Origin of the sequence: Lunatimonas lonarensis (genome assembly GCF_000390185.1) — a bacterium.
GTDB classification, from domain to species: domain Bacteria; phylum Bacteroidota; class Bacteroidia; order Cytophagales; family Cyclobacteriaceae; genus Lunatimonas; species Lunatimonas lonarensis.
The window spans coordinates 12,889-32,638 of sequence record NZ_AQHR01000010.1; the positions used below are offsets into that span (position 1 = coordinate 12,889).

The 19,750-nt window shown below is 49.1% G+C and carries 15 protein-coding genes; 4 read left to right on the top strand and 11 right to left on the bottom strand.

The window, feature by feature from the left end; all coding sequences use genetic code 11:
• Nucleotides 1-95: 95 nt before the first annotated feature.
• The 7 genes from ADIS_RS01075 to ADIS_RS01105 form a co-directional block, all read right to left on the bottom strand.
• Nucleotides 96-1,121 (bottom strand): cellulase family glycosylhydrolase, encoded by a 1,026-nt coding sequence (locus ADIS_RS01075; protein WP_010852396.1) that lies wholly within the window; start codon nt 1,119-1,121, stop codon nt 96-98.
• A gap of 133 nt (nt 1,122-1,254) precedes the next feature.
• Nucleotides 1,255-2,706 carry a DUF1501 domain-containing protein gene (locus tag ADIS_RS01080; RefSeq protein WP_010852397.1) on the bottom strand — a complete coding sequence of 484 codons (1,452 nt, stop codon included), beginning with the start codon at nt 2,704-2,706 and terminating at the stop codon, nt 1,255-1,257.
• A gap of 132 nt (nt 2,707-2,838) precedes the next feature.
• Nucleotides 2,839-6,096 carry a DUF1553 domain-containing protein gene (locus ADIS_RS01085; RefSeq protein ID WP_081634839.1) on the bottom strand — a complete coding sequence of 1,086 codons (3,258 nt, stop codon included), beginning with the start codon at nt 6,094-6,096 and terminating at the stop codon, nt 2,839-2,841.
• Between the two features lie 209 nt (nt 6,097-6,305).
• Entirely contained in the window at nt 6,306-7,367 is a 1,062-nt protein-coding gene (locus tag ADIS_RS01090; protein ID WP_010852399.1) for a hypothetical protein, read from the bottom strand.
• Nucleotides 7,367-8,731, bottom strand: a complete 1,365-nt coding sequence (locus ADIS_RS01095; protein ID WP_010852400.1) for a DNA cytosine methyltransferase — start codon at nt 8,729-8,731, stop codon at nt 7,367-7,369. The genes ADIS_RS01090 and ADIS_RS01095 overlap by 1 nt, the downstream gene beginning before the upstream one ends.
• A 2-nt stretch (nt 8,732-8,733) precedes the next feature.
• Entirely contained in the window at nt 8,734-9,063 is a 330-nt protein-coding gene (locus tag ADIS_RS01100) for a helix-turn-helix domain-containing protein (protein ID WP_155907003.1), read from the bottom strand.
• A 153-nt stretch (nt 9,064-9,216) separates the two neighbouring features.
• Nucleotides 9,217-10,209: a sugar phosphate isomerase/epimerase family protein gene (locus tag ADIS_RS01105; protein ID WP_010852403.1), complete on the bottom strand. Its 993-nt coding sequence runs from the start codon at nt 10,207-10,209 to the stop codon at nt 9,217-9,219.
• A 381-nt stretch (nt 10,210-10,590) separates the two neighbouring features.
• Between ADIS_RS01105 and ADIS_RS01110 the strand changes: the two genes are divergently transcribed.
• Nucleotides 10,591-12,102 (top strand): sulfatase, encoded by a 1,512-nt coding sequence (locus ADIS_RS01110; RefSeq protein ID WP_010852405.1) that lies wholly within the window; start codon nt 10,591-10,593, stop codon nt 12,100-12,102.
• Between the two features lie 28 nt (nt 12,103-12,130).
• Here ADIS_RS01110 and ADIS_RS01115 read toward each other — a convergent pair whose 3' ends face one another.
• Entirely contained in the window at nt 12,131-12,988 is an 858-nt protein-coding gene (locus tag ADIS_RS01115) for a sialidase family protein (RefSeq protein WP_010852406.1), read from the bottom strand.
• A 106-nt stretch (nt 12,989-13,094) separates the two neighbouring features.
• On the opposite strand from ADIS_RS01115, the gene ADIS_RS01120 reads away from it, so the two are divergent.
• A complete protein-coding gene (locus tag ADIS_RS01120; RefSeq protein ID WP_035804219.1) occupies nt 13,095-15,134 on the top strand; it encodes a right-handed parallel beta-helix repeat-containing protein in 2,040 nt (679 codons plus the stop codon).
• Between the two features lie 127 nt (nt 15,135-15,261).
• Here ADIS_RS01120 and ADIS_RS01125 read toward each other — a convergent pair whose 3' ends face one another.
• Together ADIS_RS01125 and ADIS_RS22840 are read right to left on the bottom strand one after the other, a co-directional pair.
• The gene (locus tag ADIS_RS01125; protein WP_010852408.1) at nt 15,262-16,689 is read right to left on the bottom strand and encodes a sulfatase; all 1,428 of its coding nucleotides are present in this window, start codon (nt 16,687-16,689) and stop codon (nt 15,262-15,264) included.
• Nucleotides 16,690-16,915: 226 nt separating this feature from the next.
• Nucleotides 16,916-17,080: a hypothetical protein gene (locus ADIS_RS22840; protein ID WP_010852410.1), complete on the bottom strand. Its 165-nt coding sequence runs from the start codon at nt 17,078-17,080 to the stop codon at nt 16,916-16,918.
• Between the two features lie 86 nt (nt 17,081-17,166).
• On the opposite strand from ADIS_RS22840, the gene ADIS_RS01130 reads away from it, so the two are divergent.
• Together ADIS_RS01130 and ADIS_RS01135 are read left to right on the top strand one after the other, a co-directional pair.
• Complete coding sequence (locus ADIS_RS01130; protein WP_010852411.1) at nt 17,167-17,394, top strand: DUF433 domain-containing protein; 228 nt, start codon at nt 17,167-17,169, stop codon at nt 17,392-17,394.
• Between the two features lies 1 nt (nt 17,395).
• Nucleotides 17,396-17,731 (top strand): DUF5615 family PIN-like protein, encoded by a 336-nt coding sequence (locus tag ADIS_RS01135; protein WP_010852412.1) that lies wholly within the window; start codon nt 17,396-17,398, stop codon nt 17,729-17,731.
• A gap of 277 nt (nt 17,732-18,008) precedes the next feature.
• On the opposite strand, the gene ADIS_RS22115 is transcribed toward ADIS_RS01135, so the two are convergent.
• Entirely contained in the window at nt 18,009-19,727 is a 1,719-nt protein-coding gene (locus tag ADIS_RS22115) for a ThuA domain-containing protein (RefSeq protein ID WP_010852413.1), read from the bottom strand.
• Nucleotides 19,728-19,750: the final 23 nt, after the last annotated feature.

A 19,750-nucleotide genomic window follows, 5' to 3' on the forward strand; every position in this document is an offset into this window, starting at 1 on the left:
ATGGACATTTTCCTAATTGGTAACTGGCTCATCCAGCGGGTATTTGGTAGGCTGGATAGTCAATGGATTCTTACTTTGGGGTGAAACCTTTGCTATCAAAGCTTTATTCCGGAGGCCTCAATGGCGCTCAGGTATCTGTCCCTATTTTTCAAAAACTCAAATACCACATCATGGTACGCACTGAAGCCTGGCAAAGGAATACCATTCGGTGGAACGGGATCAGTACCGTATCCGGTCTGAAACATATCGTGGTGGTAGACCGGATAGCCGCCCACTTTCCACACATTGTAGATTCTCAGCACATGATCAGTGGGCGATGTGGGATTTTTCGGGCCTCCAAATTTTGGCGTACCTCTACGGGCCGGTTCATCGTCCACTACGGGCTTTTGGAATTTGGTGAGCAGATAGCGAATTTCCATGGGGGCTATTTCCCAGTTTCTATCGTCCTCCCTAGAAGTATGGGGAGAAAGGTAATCCATTACCCTATTTTCCTCCAAGGTACCCAAAAATCCGCTATAACCGGGCGAATTGGTAACTATCCGCGCAGGATCAATCTGTTTGATCAGCTTGGCATAGGGCACCGCCCGATAGTCAAATTCATTCCAAATCTGAAATATCACATTGCGATAGGGAGACAGCTCCTTGGTCAACTCGCCCACTGCACGCTCAGACGATTGGTCATCCAGCCGGATGTTTTCATTCCAACTTTCCCTAGAGAATAAAACCAGGAGTATCACGGTTCCCGTTTCATCTGCATCCTGGACGATTTCTTTCAATCGGAGCAAATGATTTCTTTTCAGGGAACCGTCGGGCATATACATCGTCTGCCCGCTGCCTCCGTCAATGAATCCCCGGGCATTGTCCCATTGGCACCATACCCGGAGCACGTTTACCCCATACGCATTGAATTTGGCCAAGTATTCTCTTCGACCTGCTGATGTTTGGTTAAACTCCTCGTTGTAAATCGCGTTGAAGAAGCTGATCCCTGTAAAAGGAAATGGTTTCCCATTCATCAAAAAACGGGTATCCTGTATTTCAAGCAGGCTCTTGCCCTGTGAATAAGAGGCCTCAAATGAGGCCATCAGGAGGCTACACAAGCATAGAATTCGTAGGGTTTGCATCGTCTAATCATGGGTTACTGGGTTTATAAATTTGGCATAAATTAGATAAAACCGAAAACGGTAGTTGCCATTTCGACTGCCGCGAAAACAATCCGGTAATGTGCCGACTTCCCAGGTGCCTACACACAGTTTCTCAGCTTATAATATCCCGGACCACGTGGCCGCTGACATCGGTGAGGCGAAACCGCCTTCCCTGATGTTTGAATACGAGCTTTTCGTGATCTACCCCCAGCAGATGGAGCAGGGTCGCCTGGAAGTCGTGTACATGCACGGGGTTTTTGACGATGTTGTATCCAAACTCGCAGGTTTCCCCGTAGGTGATGCCTTTCTTCACACCTCCTCCCGCCATCCACATGGTAAAGCAGCGTGGATGGTGGTCTCGGCCATAGTTGTCCTTGGTCAATCTGCCCTGGGAATAGTTCGTGCGGCCGAATTCACCGCCCCAGACCACCAGGGTGTCCTCCAGCAAGCCCCGCTGCTTGAGGTCCATCACCAGCGCCGCACTGGCCTGGTCTACGCTCTTGCTCATGATCCGGATGTCCCTGGGCAGGTTCCCATGCTGGTCCCATCCCTGATGGTACAATTGAATAAACCGAACGTCCTTTTCTGCCAGCCTTCTCGCCAATAGGCAGTTGGCGGCAAAGGTGCCTGGTATCCTGGACTCCGGCCCATACATGTCGTAGATATAATCGGGTTCATTGGACAGGTCCATGGTCTCAGGTACCGAGGCCTGCATGCGATAGGCCATTTCATATTGGGCAATGCGGGAGTTGATCTCCGTATCCAATACCTGCTCATACCTGATTTCGTGCAGTTCCTTAAGCGCATCGAGCATCCTTCGGCGGCTGGCCTTTGTGAGGTTGTCCGGATCGTTCAGGTACAAAACCGGATCCTTGCCGGCGCGAAACTGAACCCCTTGGTGCAGGGAGGGCAAAAAACCCGCTCCCCAGAGCTTGGCGTAGAGGGGTTGGTCGCCCTCCCGGCCCTTAGACAGCAGCACGGTAAAATCCGGCAGGTTTTTGTTGTCACTGCCCAGCCCATAACTGATCCAGGAGCCCATGGAGGGCCTGCCCCCCAGCTGGGAGCCGGACTGAAAAAAGGTGATGGCCGGGTCGTGGTTGATCGCCTCGGTGTGCATGGACTTGATGAAGCACAGTTCGTCCACAATCTTCGCCGTATGGGGCATAAGTTCACTTACCCAGGCACCACTCTGGCCATGCTGGGCAAAGTTAAATACCGATCCGGCCAGCGGAAAGGAATTTTGGCTGGAAGTCATACCGGTAAGGCGCTGTCCGCCACGGATCGACTCTGGCAGCTCCTGCCCAAAGCGTTCGTTCAGCAGGGGCTTGTAGTCGAACAGCTCCATTTGGGAAGGCCCTCCACTTTGAAACAAGTAGATGACGCGCTTCGCTTTGGGCACCCAATGCATGCCTCCCGTGTTTGGTCCATCGCTTTCGGCAGATGGAAGCATACCCATCAGCCGACTTGGATTCAGTAAGGAAGCCAATGCCAGGCTCCCCAATCCCAAACTGGTTTTGGTCAGAAACCGGCGACGGTCCATGTGAAGGTTATGTAAATTGCTCATTTGATCAAGCAGGTTGTTTTTTTGTCAATAATCTGTGTTACGAAGACCTCGCAGCCAGTCCCAATCCGGTGGGATATTGTCCGGCCTATCCTACTATTCCATGCGGAGCTTTGCCCGCTCACCGCGCTGGCCTTATCGCTTGTATACCGCATCATCGTAGTTTACCAAGGTGGACGCGACCAGGGTCATGGCCGCCAACTCCTCCCTGGGAAGTCTTGGGTCGGGACTGGAATCCCCGAGTTTCAGCAGGCCGAGGGCGGTATGCGGGGCCGTCCTAAACTCCTCCAACTCCAATTCATATTGCCGTCTCAATATCCCCAGCTCCCGTTGGTTCGGACTCCTGCTGGTCATTGCTTTGAATCCATACCTGATCTGTTCCTCCGTATCGAGCCCTCCTTCCCGGATCATCCGCTCGGCCAAGGCCCGCGCCGCCTCCACATACTGCGGATCGTTCATCAGCACCAACGCCTGCAGCGGCGTATTCGTCTTTTGGCGCTCTACCGTACAGGTATACTTATCGGACGCATCAAAGCTTATCATGGAAGGAGGTGGGGAACTGCGCTTCCATATGGTATAGAGACCCCTTCTATAAAGGTTCCCGCCGGTATCCTGCACATATTCCCTTACATTGGCGGTGGCCAGTTCTTTCCAAAGGCCGTCAGGCTGGTAGGGCTTAACGCTCCTGCCCCCAATATCCCGCGAAAGCAGACCGCTGACCGCTAGCGCGTTGTCGCGGATCATCTCCACCGGCATGCGGTAGCTCGGCCCTCTGGCAAGCCAAACGTTATCGGGATCCTTTTCCCTCAACCGATCGTTCCGCTCCGATGATTGCTTGTAGGTCGCCGAGGTGACCAGGAGTTTCAGTAGCTCCTTCACATTCCAGCCCGATTCCCGAAAGTGGACAGCCAGCCAATCCAACAGTTCCGGGTGCGATGGAAATGCCCCCTGATTGCCGAAATCATCCACCGTGGATACGATGCCCCTGCCAAAAACAAGTTGCCAATACCGGTTTACCGCTACCCGTGCGGTGAGGGGGTTGTTTTCGTGAACCACCCATTTGGCCAAACCCAATCTGTTTTGGGGAAAATCCTCCGCAAAGGCCATGATGGCGCTGGGTGTACCGGGAAAAACCTGCTCGGCTGGGGCATCGTAGGTCCCTCTGGCCAGCACATGGGTGGGAAGGGGTATTTGCCGCTCCTGCATCACCATCACCTCGGGCTGGGCACTGAGGACGGCGCTTTCCTCTCCCCTAAGCTGGGTCAGGCTGTTCAGCCTGCCTTGGTACACCTGGTCTACCGACAGCAGGTAATGGTCGAAAAGCTCCTTCTCCATACCCTTTGCCAGGTAGGATGAAAGCGGATTTCCCGAGGAATGCAGCGCCTCCACTTCGATCGCCGATAGCCTCCGGTCAAATACGCTGAATTCGTCTACCAGCGACTGGTCCAAGGTTTCGGCAAAATTGGTTCCACGTTTCCCTATCTGCAGGTTTCCGGGGTGCCCGATACTGCGCTTTTCCTTGCCATAGGACAGGATACTACGCCGCAGGTTATCCGTTTCCACCTCCAGTGTAAGGGGCTTTCCGTTCAGGAAGAGCTGCAAACCGGACGCCTTACTGCTTCCGTCGTATACCATGGCCAAGTGTACCCATTCCCCTACCGGTACCTTTTCCTTTGTCCATACCTCTATGCCATTTGCCGGCCAGGTATGGGTGATCAGGCCCCGCAGGGTACCATCTCCTGCCGCCAGCAGTTCATAGCCTCGAAATCCGTTGGCAAAGCCACCGGTCTTGGAAAAAATCGGCCCCTTCAGGCTGTCGGCCAGTGCCTTGTACCACAGGCTGATGCTGAAAGGCTCGTTGCGCTCAAAGTAGGCCAGCTGGTTTCCCAAATCCACGAAACTGTCCCCTACAAGCTTCACGGCATTTCCAACCTTCCCTTCCACTACCTGTAGGTCCTTGTCCGTTTGGATCACTACCATGCTGGCAGGTTTTGCGGGGTCTGCGATGTTTTTGAATTGGTTGTCTATGGGCGCATCCAAGGGATAATGCCCCACCCGACCTGGCAGCTCCAGTTGGGAAGGCGGATTGGCCCGCATTTTCAGCAGCCATTTTTCAAACCCCTTGCGGTACTCCTCCCGGTTGGGATCGAGTTCCCGCTCCTGTTCGCTGATTTTTTCCCGGATATAGGCAAGCTTTTCCTCCGTCTCTTCATCGGTGAGGATCAGCGTGGGGCTGGGCTCGCCCATGTAGGGAACCTGTCCGGTCTCCTTGATGCTGTTAAAAAAGGCGTAAAGCTGGAAATATTCCTTTTGGGATAGGGGATCGTATTTGTGGTCGTGGCAGCGGGCACATTCGGTGCTAAGGCCAAGAAACGCCTTCCCCAGGGTGTTTGCCCGGTCGGCCACGTATTCTACCCGGTATTCTTCCGGTATTACCCCTCCTTCCTGACTTTGGGGGTGGTTTCTGTTAAAGCCCGTAGCCAGTACCTGGTCTACCGTAGCTTCCGGAAGTAGGTCTCCCGCCAACTGCCAGACGATAAATTCATCGTAGGGCAGGTTGGCATTGAAGGAGCGGATGACCCAGTCCCTCCAGGGCCACATGTTCCGCATGCCATCATCCTGGTACCCGTGGGAATCCGCATACCGGGCCACATCCAGCCACTCAGAGGCCATGCGCTCCCCAAAATGGGGCGACTGCAACAGGCGATCCACCAGCTTCTCGTACGCATTGGGGGAGGTATCGAGCAAGAATTCGTCCACCTCCTCGACGGAAGGAGGCAAGCCGATGAGGTCGAAGGATACCCGCCGTATCAGTGTTTCTTTGGAGGCCTGTTCCGAAGGCTCCAGCCCTTGCTGCACCATCTTGGTGTACACAAACCGGTCGATGGGATGCGTGGCCCAATCGGATCGGTCGACAGGCGGAAGTTCCGGCTTGCTGGGCGGGATAAAAGACCAATGGGGCTTATAGGCCGCCCCCTGCTCAATCCAACGGGTGATCAGGGCAATCTCCGTGGGAGACAAAACCAGGTTGGACTCCGGTGGTGGCATGATCAGATCTGGATCGGTAGATACGATTCGATGGTACACCGCACTCTTATGGGGTTTGCCTGGCACGAGGGCATACTGCCTCTTGCCCTCCCCAAATGCGGCAAAGGCAAAGGCTTCATCGTCCAGACGAAGACCTGCTTCCCGCTTATTTTCGTCAGGACCGTGGCAGGCAAAGCAGCGGTCCGACAGGATCGGTTTGATATGCAGATTAAAGTCGATCTCCTCCGGAAGAGCAGCCTCCACCTCCTCCGAAAACAGGATGGATGACTCGCGGCGGTAGGCCCAAACCACCACGGTTAGGGCTACTATGGCTATCAAAAGGATGTTCAATCCATGGCGTCTCATGCTTTTCTGTCCTGTAGGTATATAATCAATTGCGCTGCATTGTGGCTAATTCATGAATTCGTATAGTCACGCCCTTTTTGAAACTGCATTTCCGCCTTACAACACAAAAAAGACAAATGGTTTTTCAAAGATTAATTCCAAGTATAATGACTCCTTATCGTGTCTTTATTGCTTACAGTTTACTTGTTTGACCTCACTTACACTCGCAATTAATATGCAATTTCAGTCAATATTTCCCTAATATTTAAATGCCTAGCATCCTGTACCTTTTTTGAGTTTTCAACGACTAAATTAATCCAGTCTAAAATCTTAGTCTTATTTGTTGTTCTAGTCTCCCAATATTCAGAAAGCTCAAAGGCTGAGGTTTGCTTAATCACTTCAATAATAGCCGGAACACTAGTAAATAGGTTCAAAAAAATCCTTGGGACTTTGCGGTAAGTCACTCCACCAATTATGCAATCACTTCTACCACCAGCTGTAAACAAATCTCGAATGTTTGGACAAACCACTGCCTCACGAGTTACAAGCCATATGGCAAAACGTCCAAACTTATCACTTCCATTTCCAAAAAGCTCAGGAAAGAAAACCATTGCTCTATTTTTTAACTCGTATCTTTCTTTAATTGACAAGTTATTCCAAATCCTTATTATAAGGTTACTGGGTTTGCTATTATCGTCGGCGTCCATCCACCAAAGTTCTTCGCCTGGCTTTAGCTTACTTTTATAGTACTCAACTATTGGTTTTATAGGGTTTTCCTTCTTTCGTAACGTGTCATATGCCACCTCAATCTTATCAAAAATCGTGTTACCTTCTTCTAAATTCATATCTATCAAATACCGTGGCGAGTGAGTAACTACTACTTCCGACAAAACATCTTCGTAAGGCCTACAACGAAACTCGATGGGATTAGACAACTTGGCAAACAACATGAAAATACGTTCAATATTCTCTACTCTCGTTCCTTCCAAAACACTGTTTCCGGTTGTCTTCCAATGATTTTGAGTCGTAGTTTTAACTTCAATACCATAGTATTTCTTGGCAATTATATCTGGGAATTTCTGCCCACCAATTAATTCAATTGAACCTTCAAAAGGTGTTCCTTTTGCTTTCTCACTCATTAAGTCCTTTACATAAGGCTCTAACTTCCTACCTAACAGAGTTGAGACCTCTTTTGATGCATTTTTAGCATGAATATTAAGCTCTAAAACTGTCGATCTAAGCAACAAATCAAATTCACTTCTACTAGGGTCTGGGTTAGCTGAAACTATCATTATTTTTTTTCAAAATATAAATCCCATACATCTTCAAGTCTTTTCGCTAAACTGTATGCTAAAAGGGGCGGTACAGCATTCCCTATAATTTTATATGCTTGAGATGGACTAACTAGAAAAGAACCCTTTCTGCCGTTTTTGTTTTCTATGACGAAATCAAAATCAGGCGGAAAAGTTTGGATTAATGCACATTCCCGGACTGTTAATCTTCTTTCCTTTAACCCTTTATCTAACTCAATTGAGATTTTACCACCATTTGCTTTAGAAAGCCTTCTAAACTCGATATTTCCATGATGCTCAGAACGGATAGTTGGTGAAATACTTTCCAGTTTCACTTCAGTTTGTCCTTGACAATGCTTCCCCATAAATTTAGCTTTTGAATAATATTTCTGAGACAAATCTTTTGTGTTTTCAGGCTCATCCAAATACTTAAATAAGTCCTTTAGCTGTACGAAATTTTTTAAATCATGGCCATCAACAGTGTACGAATGAGTAGGGTATGGATATGGATTGTAGACATCCGAAATATTATCCTTTTCAATTTCCTTAAGCGCATCTTTGTTTAACGCTGATTTTCTGATCCCGATAAAAATCACTCTTTCTCTTGATTGAGGAACGCCAAAGTCAGCGGAATGGAGAACTCTTGGATTAAGAACTATATAGCCGTTTTCACTAGCGGAAGAAAAATCACTTTGAATAATCGATTTAACATCCCCAAGATTCACAAGTCCTTTTACATTTTCCGCTATAAATATCTTTGGCTGGGTTATCTCAATCACTTCCTTCATCCACATATATAGCTGACCCCTTGTTTCAACAGAAGCCTTCTTATCATTTATCAATTCGCCCTTGTGACTCTTATTAGAATAAAATCCATTTCTTTTTCCTGCGATGCTGAAATCTTGACAAGGGAAACCTCCTGTAACAATGTCAACTTCATCGGGAAAAACATTAATACCGTTTCGATACATTTTAACTAGGTCAACTATACTTTCTTTATAAAACTCTTGAGCATTATGCCCTCGCTTCGAAAAATAATTCACCCAAGCATTTCGTGCATCATCTAAAATATCATTAGCAAAAACAGTTTTAAACTTAGTCTTATTCAGCTGAACAAAACCATTTTCTAAATCCTTATCAATAAAGTGAGGGGTTAAAACTTCATTTACTGAATCTTTTAATACTGCAAATCCACCCTCAAATCCCAAATCCATACCACCGCAACCTGAAAAAAGAGAAAGTACATTCAATGTTTCCGTTTTATCATGTTCCATTGATTTTGAAGAAGCCTTTGGATAGTACAATATATCCAATTGTGGTTCTTCAAATACGTTAATTTCCCTTGCCGTATCTTCTGCACCCATTTTCAGCTTTTAATAAAATTAGACTTCATATATTTTACTTTCTCCTCAGCTGCCTTCAGTACTTCACTAGCACATTCTTCATCAACAATTTCATAAGCGATTTTCTCACTTAAAAACTGAACTAACAACTCTTCCTTGTCAAATTCTAAAATTTCAGCTAGCTTAATTATTATCTCTTTGTTTGGTTTTCGTTCATTCCGCTCTATTTTACTTAGAATGGCTTGATCAATATCAAGATAGGCTGCCACTTGCCTAAGAAGGAGCCCCATACTTTCTCTCTTCGCCCTTATTGTTTGCCCAACATTCTTCATATGAATTTTTTGAAATGACATATTATGTCAAACTTAAACCATCTATTCGAATTGGGCAAGTGATAAAATGAAAATGTATTTGCAGATGCTTTTCGTAAAAGGTTTTGATTTACTGCTACCTGTACCATAAACCACTGATCAATAACTAAATTCTCACTTGAACCCTAAGCCATCCTATTCAAAACGCTTCACATACTCCAAAAATTTCCGCGCAGTGGCATCCAGGTTTTCGATGGATCCGCCACCCTCCAATACTTCGCACATTTCATAGACCAGGTAGCCCTGATAGCCGATTTCCTTGAGTGCTCCAATGAAATTTTCGTAATCGATGATCCCCTCTCCGACTACCGTGGCACGCATCACTGGCCTTTCCTCCCGGTAGTTGGTAAGCGCGTGCTCGTAGTGGTAGCGGGGCAGTGCCACATAGTCTGCCAAGATAGTGTTGGCCAAAAAGGGCTTCATTTTCAGGACAGAGTTCCGAATTTCCTCCTTAGAAAGCCCCTCCAGCGTTGGTGACCAGGCATCCCAGCCCGACAGCACATTGGGCAGATTGATTTCCTTCAGCATCCAATACATGGCATCGTGGTGAATGGCGATGTCGTGGTGGTTTTGTACTACCAAGGTAACACCATGCTTTTGGGCTTCCTTTCCCGCGAGGGTAATGCCTTCCACTACCATGGCGTATTGCCGGTCATAGGGAATACCCGGACGTTCGTAGCCCGTAAAGATTCGGATCATTTTTGTACCCAGGTCACTGGCCAGCTCAGCCATCTGACCGATGTAGGCTGCCTGAATTTCCAAGTGGGGTATGCCCGGCTTGTCTATACCCGCTGTAAAATCCGAATACCCGGCAAGCCCCACCAAGGTCAAGCCCAACTCGGCGATCCGGGCCTTGAGCCTGCGGCGGGCATCTTTGTCGTATTCCAAAATCGACAGGTGGGGAGCCTTTGCCATGAGCATGACCCCGTCGTAACCCAGTTCTTTTGCTTTCAACAGAAACTCGTCCACGGTTAAGGTAGACTGTCCCCGCCAAAGGCCAGAATAGCCGATGGAATGCAGACAGGTTTTGACGCGAAAATCGGCCGGGTTGCCGGTAGGCAGGGCCTGACCGAAGGATAGGCCACATGATAAAGCGAACAGGCAGGCGGCAAAAAGCAAATTTTTCATACAGGATAAGGCGGGTTTTATTGAAATACAAATCGACCCTAAAAGATATACTTTAATCCCGATTAGCCCAAAAACTAGGTAGAGATTGTTACCAGCGGAAAACACAAACCCAATGGGAACGAGCCAGACCAAGCTCTGGGTGAACCCTTTGCGGGTAAAACAAGCGCTTGCGTATGCACCGTACAAAGGTCACACCTTTCGGTTCGATAATCCCAGCTTTGGACAAAGCATCCCCTTCCGATCTACCTCAAAAAATTAGCATCCGTACCCCTTCACAGCGGCCAGCGTGGTCTTAACTTCCAAAGCCACCGCTCGGGGAATCTGGACGGCATTCCGCGTCGTCTAAAAAAATCACTATCTTTCACCAAAGTATTACCTGCGATGCATAATACCGAACGCCCCATCTATATTCCTTCCCTCGTTGGCCCCATCATCTTATCATGGGCCCTGATACTTTTGGTAGGTTGTGGAACCAATGACCCGGCGCACTCATCGCCGCATCAAGCTCCCAATATTGTGTTCATTCTGGCCGATGATTTGGGTTGGGCGGACGTAGGTTTTAATGGGCAGACGTTTTACGAAACACCCCACATAGACCGCCTCGCAAAAGAAGGGATTGTATTTGATCGGTTTTACCCATCTGCCGCCAACTGTGCGCCTTCCCGAGCGGGCATACTTATGGGCATGTACAATCCTCGACACCACGTGTATCTACCGCAGGGATATGCCAGACCGGGGGATATAGAAAAGATGAGGTGGAAGGTGCCCACATTTGGAGAGGATTCCACGTACCAGACCTTTCAAGTAAATATCAATCATGTTGACTCTGCATGGGTTTCCCTTGCGGAACTGCTCAATACCGCCGGGTACCAAACGGGCCGATTTGGCAAGTGGCATATTGGGGATGATAACCAAGGCTTTAAGGAGAGTTCATCCGCCGGTATCCGGGGGGAGTTTTCAAATAAAAACGGCACCGAGGGAAGATACTACAATGACACAACCGTCGCCGAGCGATTGACCGATGCCGCACTATCGTTTATCGATGAAAATCAACATTCACCGTTTTTTATCTATCTGTCCCATTGGGAAGTACACAACCCGATGGCAGCAAAAAGCGAGCGTATCAGGTATTATGAATCCAAAAAAGCAGCCTGGGGTGCTGCGGATGCCAACCCTACCTATGCATCAGAGGTAGAACAACTGGACATCAGCGTAGGAAGGATACTTGATAGGCTATCGGAATTGGGCCTGGCCGAAAACACCTTGGTCATCTTCACCTCAGACAACGGCGGCCTGGTGCAAAACACCTCCAACGACCCATTAAAGTCAGGTAAAGGATCCTTTTACGAAGGGGGAATCAGGGCACCCCTTTGCATGCGATGGCCCCGTTTCATCAAACCCAACGGTGCCGTTACCTCAGCCGTATCCGGCATTGATTTCATGCCCACTTTTGCAGAACTGGCGAATGTTCCCCTGCCTACCACCCAGCCCGTCGACGGCGTATCGATTGTACCGCTCCTACGAGGCGACACCATTCCCGAAAGATCGATTTTCTTTCATTTCCCGCTGTATCTAAAAGGAGAAGGTGCGGAACGTGTACTACCGATCTACGGCACGCAGGAAAACCATTGGAGAGCCGTTCCTTCTACTACCGTGATACGGGGGGACTGGAAGCTGATCTACTACTATGAGTACGGTGATTTCGAACTTTTTGATCTCAAAAACGACCTTGCCGAAACTACGAATGTAGCCCTCTCCAAAAAAGAGATCGCAGACGAACTACTGAAAGAAGTGAGGAAATGGACGGCCGAGGTGGATGCTCCTATTCCCCAACTTGAAAATGATAAGTTTTTGAAAACAGCCACGATCAAGGGAGCCTTGGAGCGCTTCTAATATCGCTCCTATTTGACCCCTGTGCTGATCACCTTTCGATTTTGAAAAACCTTGAGGAAGGATGCTGTATTCCGGAGGGAACCACTGGAGTCCACGTAACCCCGCGATCCATGGAGGTTGATTCCCCAATTCCATACTTGGTTCGAATCAGCATCCATAGGGATCTATCCTTTCGTTCAACAATCATGTGCTCATCGTAAGCACGCACATCATCTGGTACGGAGGCCCCGCCACGCACATGCCAGGATTGCCCGTCATCTGAAGAGACCACCATTCGGGCATTTTCCTTTTCCATTTTCCAAAATGAAACCGGAAGCACCCACTCTCCTGTAGACAAAACAAGGGGTTTACACATCATCACCCCATCGGCAAGGCGCTTTGGTTCGCCCCATACCGAAAGGGGGGCTTCGGGATCTTCTATTTCCAAGGCCCAAACACCCGCTGCTGTTCCCTCTGTGACCAACGCCCAGGTGCCTCCGGTTCTAGCGGAAGCTTGCGCCCAAAAAACCCGGATCTTCCCGTCCGGAGCCAGCCAAATCTCCGGATCATAAGCCCGCACCGGCCCCGGGCCATCCGGATCAATGACCAGCACTTCTTCCCAGCTTTTACCCAAATCCCCACTCGTCGCCAACACTACGTAGTTATTTAGATCCTCTCCGGGAGTTATCCCTGCGTACCATACCGCCCACAGACGCCCTTTCGGACTTACTGCCAGACTGGATATCCCGCTAAACTTTCGGGTCTCAACAGCATGTTGCCGGGCAATATCCGCACCCACTATAAGCCGGGGCGGATTCAGTTCAAGGGGACTTGTTTGAGCGATCGCCTCTGGAAAATACGGACAAAAGACAAAAAGCAATCCGGCAAGCAGTCTAATATTGTTCATAAGGTATTGTTTAATTTTCCTCTACATCACTCCCCCATAAAGCAAAATGGCGTATTTTTAGTGTAAATTAACGATTCGGCAGACAAAAGGCAACCCTAAATATACCATGATAAAGTTCTCTGATCAACTTAACAAAAAAATTGTCCTATCCTTGTTTACCAAGTCGACCGGTAGGAGACTGCGAAACCCGCACCTTACCATGGCTCAGCCGACCAGGTTGGTGGCAGCTTTTGTACTGGTAGTTTGCTTCCCATTATTTCTGAACGCGCAAAATACCGTAAGCCCGGGGGAATTCATCGTCGAACCGCCCACGTTGATTAATCTTGGATTTGAATGGTATATCGAGGGCGACGAAAACCGGAATGCAAGGGTAAAGGTCGAGTATAGAATTGCTGGATCGGGCAGCGAATGGAAAAAAGGAATGCCCCTCCTTCGGATCGGCGGAGAACATATCGAAAGAGCTGGAATCGATTACACCACTCCTGACATGTTTGCAGGAAGCATATTGGATCTTGCCGAAAACACATCCTATGAAGCCCGTTTTACCTTGGAAGATCCCGACGGCGTTGAAGGGGAGGCGGTAAAAACAGTGACCGTTTCCACACGCGCCGAGCCGAAGGCTGCCACCGGGGGCAGGGTCAGGCATGTATACCCACAGTATTATACAGGGGAAAAAGAGGAACCGCATTACCCCGGCCTTGTTTCGGCTTATGGCGGCTCAACCAACACCAAGGGGGATTGGAACGTCGTAGCAGAGGATGTGGTGCAGCCCGGGGATATTATCAAAATACACGGGGGGCTATATCAAGGGAACCTGCTCAACTACCCTGATTGGCATAATATACCCTTTGACGGAACCTATTTTTTCACCGCAAAAGGCACTGCTGAACGGCCGATCGTCATCGAGGCAGCCGGCGATGGGGAGGTGATCTTTGATGGAGCAGGAGCTGCCATTTTATTTAATGTCATGGCCTCCGAGCATCATATCTTTCAAGGGCTTACCTTTCGGAATGTCGGCAGAGTCTTCGAAGCCGGCAGGAAACACTTGGCAGGAGCTACTGACCTAACGGTACGAAATTGCCGTTTTGAAAATGTAGGGGAGGGCATCGTAACCGAATACGCCGGCTCAAAAAACTTCCTTATCCAAGATAACGTCCTCATCGGGCGCGACGATCGCTATCGATTATACGGTTGGCAGGCCCACCGGGAAGGACTGATTCCCTATGGAACGCACCTGCTCGATTCCTACTACGGCATCAAGGTTTACGGATCCGGGCACGTAATTGCCTACAATTCGATCGCTTTCTTCCACGATGCCATTGGCATTTCGACCTATGGTACCCCCGAAAAAGAGCAGGAGCTAAAGGCTGTGTCGATTGATATTTACAACAATGATCTACACCTCCTGGTCGACGACTTTATCGAGGCGGATGGCGGAGTGCACAACATCCGGGTGATGCGGAACCGGGGAGTAAACTCTGCCGGCAGCGGGATAAGCGCTCAACCCGTCTTTGGGGGGCCTGCCTACTACATCCGAAATGTGCTCTACCACATCGTACGAGGAGCTCTCAAGATTCACGGAGGAGTGCCTGGCCTGATTGCCTACCATAACACCTTCATCGCCGAAAACAACGCCGGGAGCGTGCACCCAAATTCAAATTACCGCAATAATCTGTTTCTGGGAGCAGATGGACCGACCATCATCGCTGCTTTCCCTTATACAACGCCGTATTCCGTAGCGGATTACAACGGGTACCGGCCCAATCGGGGACCGGACAGCCCGGAAAATCAATTTGTATGGTTATCTCCTGCAGGCGAGCGAGTGGGATTTAAGACATTGCCGGATCTGCGCAAAGCGAGCGGTCTGGAGGCACACGGTATAATTGTCGATTATGATATTTTTGAAGGTCTTAAGATGCCGATCAAAGCCCCTGGAGAGGACCGACCCGGCCCCGTGTACCACGCGGTAGACCTGAATTTCAAACTCAATCCCAAAGCAAATGCCGTGAACGCAGGCGTGCTTATTCCCAATGTAAATGATCTATACACCGGAAATGCACCTGATTTGGGTGCCCTGGAAGTCGGGCTACCGGAACCCATTTACGGTGCCCGGAGCGAAATCAACAATCAGCCATTTTACAGGTAGTTTTCTCTTAGGTGGCGGCAATGCATTGTTTTAACCATTCGGAACAAACTAGATGGATGAGCGATTCTGCTCGCTGTGATAAAAAAGGCAAACCTACCCAGGCGTTGACCATTGGCAGATCATTCTGTTAGTTGACCACTAGCTCGTTGAGTAACTTTCGATGAAATTCATCCTCATACAGCGGATTGGGCTCATTTGGGACGGGGGCATCAACCTGCCTTCTCCAGGCATGGAGTGCTGTTTTCAGTTGATCTCCTACTTCGGGGTGGGTATTTATCAGATTTTGGGTTTCTCCGGGATCCTGCTGCAGGTCATAAAGCTCGTATCCGTCGTCCTCAAAATAGTGGTGCAACTTCCACTTGCCCTTCCTGATAACCGATCCAGGTCGGGTTCTGAAAAGCGGATCCCTACCCCCATCTTCCTTGGGATTATACGCCTCGAGGTAGATGGGAAAATGCCAGTAGAGCGACCGTTCGTCCATTTCTTGTTGGGCAAACAGGGGTGAAAGGTCTATACCATCCAGAGTTTCGCTGGCCTCGCGGTCTTTTCCTTTGATGATATTTTTGATTGTCGGATAAAAGTCCATGTGGGTGACCGGAACATAGGATGTGGTGCCCGCGTTAATTTTTCCGGGCCAACGGATAACCAACGGTACCCGGATGCCTCCTTCGTAATAGGAGCCCTTTCCTGCCCGTAATGGCGTCTGATGGGAAATATCCCGGATGCCCCCATTGTCTGAGGTGAAGATAACGAGCGTTTTCTCAGCAAGGCCCCATTCATCCACCGCTGTCATTAGCCTGCCCACATTTTCATCTACGGAAGCCACCATGGCGGCGTAATCTGCCCGCTCCTGCCCTTCGGTTCCCGGTTTATCTTTAAATTTCTCAATGAGGTTCTTCTTGCCCATGATGGGCGTATGCACCGAATAAAAGGGGAGGTATAGGAAAAAAGGTTCTTTCCTATTTTGGTTTAAGAAAGCAATGGCTTCGTCGGTCAGTCGGTCTGTCAGGTACTCCCCTTCCGCGCCAGCCTCGATAAAATCAATTTTATAGGGGCTGAAATACCCCCCACTCCCCGGATTACCCCTCTGACTACCACCTACATTTACATGGAAGCCGTGTTGCAAGGGATCCTCGTTGATATGCCATTTTCCAAATGTGCCGTTCGTATACCCGTTATCCCAAAGCATCTCAGCCAAGGTATAGATCGAATCCGCCAAGAATTCCTGGTTGGGTGTGGGAATAATCCTACGGGTCTTTGCTTCCCCCCTTTCCGAACTACCCACCGTATATACCCGGTGTTTGGGGGTGTTCATCCCACTCATCAATGAAGCCCTACTGGGGGCACAGTTGGCCGCCGCGGCGTAGGCATAGTAAAACACCATACCTTGCGCGGCCAATTTATCCAGGTTTGGGGTTTCATAGTAATCACTGCCCATAAAACCCACATCCCGCCAGCCAAGATCATCGACGTTAATTAGGATAATGTTGGGCTTATTTTCTTCGCCACAGGACAGTAGCAGTGGCAAAAAAAGGAGTAGAAAGATCGGTTTCATGGTGTGGTTGGTCTTTTTATCCCATTACCTGCCAAATCTCTTGATGCATTTCATGGGGAATCTATCGGTAGGTCAAGGTTGGATACGTGTAAATATACCCCTTCAACCTTAGTAAGCCTACATGTGAAAGTAGATATCTTCGATACCCTAACTCAGCCCCTAAAAGGACCAGGCTGAGACTACCGCTTTTTTCTGGAATTTTTCACTCGATAAGTGACAGGGTGATCTATTCCTTGGCACCGGCTGCCCACCGGATCATCCGTATCAAGTGCTGCTCACCAAACGGTGTTTCCAAGGGACGCAGGTCATGCCCGATCATGGTGTAGGCAAAGCGGGATGGTAAGGTTGCGGGTAACTGTATAGTAGTTTGGTTGAATTGATGAAATATCACTGATGGGTAAATTTTCTTCCATCAATCAGAAATGTACAATGGGAAACTGTATTGGACATGAATGAAATTTTACCGAGATTTACAATATGGAACATTTTTCATCCCATATTGTAATTGATCCGAATATACGTTTCGGCAAGCCTTGTATCAAGGGTACGCGTATTGCGGTTGTTGATATACTTCAATGGCTGGCTTCAGGAATGAGCAAAGACGAAATTCTTGAAGATTTTCCGATATTAAAAGAAGAGCACATCCTAGCAGCGCTTGCATTTGCCGCTAATCGGGAAGCGTTTATCAAAATCGTGGCGGCATAGCATGAAATTGCTTTTGGACGCAAACATGTCTTGGCGTTTGTCACGCAAGCTCAGCTCCCATTTTGAAGATTGTTTCCATGTGGACAATATCGGTCTTGCAATGCCAGCTAAAGACCTTGATATTTGGAAATATGCCTTAATCAACGATTTGATAATCGTTAGCAATGATATTGACTTTTTAAACCTTGCCAACTCAAGAGGTTTTCCACCTAAAGTGGTTTTATTAAGAACCGGCAATCAAAGTAATGCTTATTTGGAGCATTTGCTGGTCAAACACAAAAAAGATATCGGAGAGCTGTATTCTTCGACAGAGTACGGCTTTCTTGAAATCGTATGAAAATCCGGGATTCCAACAATCTAATGTACGATAGGAAACCGCTCATCTACAGGAAGTAATGTCATTACCGGAACGGCATGAATTCATACGTATACCACAGCATGGCAGTTTGGTGAACCTGTAGGAAACAGAGATCAATGTGCTTATTGGCCCGACCGTAAGTAACCATACTTATAAAGTCAGTTATCTTCCAACACTACCCTTTGCCTAGTAGAAGTACCAGGCTGAGACTACCGCTTTTTTCTGAAATTTTCCACTCGATAAGTGACAAGGTGACCTATTCCGTGGCACCGGCTGCCCACCGGATCATCCGTATCAAGTGCTGCTCCCCAAACGGTGTTTCCAAGGGACGCAGGTCATGCCCGATCATGGTGTAGGCAAAGCGACCGCCTTCAAACTCCCGAATCCACGCCATCGGATGGTCCTCACCCATCGGTTTTCCCCCACTTTTTTTGAACTGAGGCCGGACAGGATCGTAGGTAGTTTCATCCAGGGTCAACAGGATCGTCACTCCGGGAAGGTCGCGCACACTGCGCTTGAAGTTCAGCCAATCCCCATCTATTGTGAACGTTTCCGGCAACCCCTGCACCAGCCAATGACTTTTTACAGCGGGATCGACCATCACCCGGGCGGGAACATACTCCGAATCACTATCAAAATCAGTCCCAAATAGCTGGCTATACCAATCCCAGGTGTCGTGATGGACACCGGCAGCATGCATGGCCACCAATCCCTTGCCCGACCTGTACCACCTAATAAACGCCTCCTGCTGCGCAGCATTCAGGGACTTGCCAATATCGGTGGTACTGATAAACAGTACTACATCGTACGTGGCGAGCTTCGCGTCGGTAAAATCTTCGGCATCTTCGGTGACGTCTACTTCAAAGCCATACACACCACCTAAGTGTACCAGGTGGTCGTTGATCATGGGGATGGCCGGGTGCCGGTACCAGGAAGTTTTGGAGAACACCAACATCCTTTTGGGTAGTCCTTTCATGGTCTTGATTTCGGCCTCAGCCTGTACCTGGCTACCCAGGTAGAGGCTGGCATTTTCCAGGATCCTCAGCGGCTCGGGCTCGGTAAAGACCCGATACGTTTCGTGGCCGGGGCGGAAGTAGAAAACCTGTCCGCGGCCCAGTCTCCATATTATACCACTACGGAAGTGCTCTCCCCCAGTCCAGGTCTCACGCAAAATCACCTCATCGGGCTCCGGAACATGGAAGGGCTCGTCATACATCTCTGTTTCAGGTATCGTAAACGTGGCCGGAAGGTCTTGTGCGATTGGATGTTCGGGGAGCAGCACCCGCACCGTACTCGGTTGCTTCGGCGTGCAGCAGGCCGGAAAAACGCTGGTAGGCCGCTCCAGCAACACATGCCAATGGCCGTTTGGTAACTTTTCAAGTCGGGTATCAAATCGGGGACTCTCCCGGCGGCTTGGCATCACATTACTTCGCCACTGAATGAACTCCGGAACTACCTTATCCCGTTCTCCAAAGGGCAACATGTTAACCACATCCTGTATTGCCCGCTCCTCCATCGCGATATGGAATGGTAGTGACCAATGCGCCGAATGCAGTGCAATAAGCGAAAGCCTTCCCTCCTTGACCCGGTCCACGATCGCTTGGGCCGTTTCCACGGCTATCTCCTGATGCCTCACATGGCCCCACCAGATAAGGACATCTGCCTCGTCAAGCAACTCCTTGGAGAGCCCCTGTTCGGGCTGATTGATATTGGCCGAGGTTACGCGCAGGGCTGGGTTTTGCCGCAGGTGCTGCGCCAGGTGGTTGCCCAGAAAATCTGGATACACTTCCCGCTGCTCAGGCTGCTGTTCATCCCATACCAGTACCCGAATGGGCTTTGATTGGGCAAACAGGCTGGCAGGGCAGCTGAAAAAGACAAGCACCCCAAAAAAAAGGCTAAAGCGCAAAAGACAGGTTAGAGAATCGTTGCATAGTGCCGGTATATAGGCGTGTGGAAAGGCAGCTAGTCTGGGCATATTTTCTTTTCTTGATTTTTTAG

Bases quoted from the DNA above. Each gene is read 5' to 3' on its own strand.
- ADIS_RS01075 (WP_010852396.1), bottom strand. From the start codon at position 1,121: ATGCAAACCCTACGAATTCTATGCTTGTGTAGCCTCCTGATGGCCTCA.
- ADIS_RS01080 (WP_010852397.1), bottom strand. From the start codon at position 2,706: ATGAGCAATTTACATAACCTTCACATGGACCGTCGCCGGTTTCTGACC.
- ADIS_RS01085 (WP_081634839.1), bottom strand. From the start codon at position 6,096: ATGAGACGCCATGGATTGAACATCCTTTTGATAGCCATAGTAGCCCTA.
- ADIS_RS01090 (WP_010852399.1), bottom strand. From the start codon at position 7,367: ATGATAGTTTCAGCTAACCCAGACCCTAGTAGAAGTGAATTTGATTTG.
- ADIS_RS01095 (WP_010852400.1), bottom strand. From the start codon at position 8,731: ATGGGTGCAGAAGATACGGCAAGGGAAATTAACGTATTTGAAGAACCA.
- ADIS_RS01100 (WP_155907003.1), bottom strand. From the start codon at position 9,063: ATGTCATTTCAAAAAATTCATATGAAGAATGTTGGGCAAACAATAAGG.
- ADIS_RS01105 (WP_010852403.1), bottom strand. From the start codon at position 10,209: ATGAAAAATTTGCTTTTTGCCGCCTGCCTGTTCGCTTTATCATGTGGC.
- ADIS_RS01110 (WP_010852405.1), top strand. From the start codon at position 10,591: ATGCATAATACCGAACGCCCCATCTATATTCCTTCCCTCGTTGGCCCC.
- ADIS_RS01115 (WP_010852406.1), bottom strand. From the start codon at position 12,988: ATGAACAATATTAGACTGCTTGCCGGATTGCTTTTTGTCTTTTGTCCG.
- ADIS_RS01120 (WP_035804219.1), top strand. From the start codon at position 13,095: ATGATAAAGTTCTCTGATCAACTTAACAAAAAAATTGTCCTATCCTTG.
- ADIS_RS01125 (WP_010852408.1), bottom strand. From the start codon at position 16,689: ATGAAACCGATCTTTCTACTCCTTTTTTTGCCACTGCTACTGTCCTGT.
- ADIS_RS01130 (WP_010852411.1), top strand. From the start codon at position 17,167: ATGGAACATTTTTCATCCCATATTGTAATTGATCCGAATATACGTTTC.
- ADIS_RS01135 (WP_010852412.1), top strand. From the start codon at position 17,396: ATGAAATTGCTTTTGGACGCAAACATGTCTTGGCGTTTGTCACGCAAG.
- ADIS_RS22115 (WP_010852413.1), bottom strand. From the start codon at position 19,727: ATGCCCAGACTAGCTGCCTTTCCACACGCCTATATACCGGCACTATGC.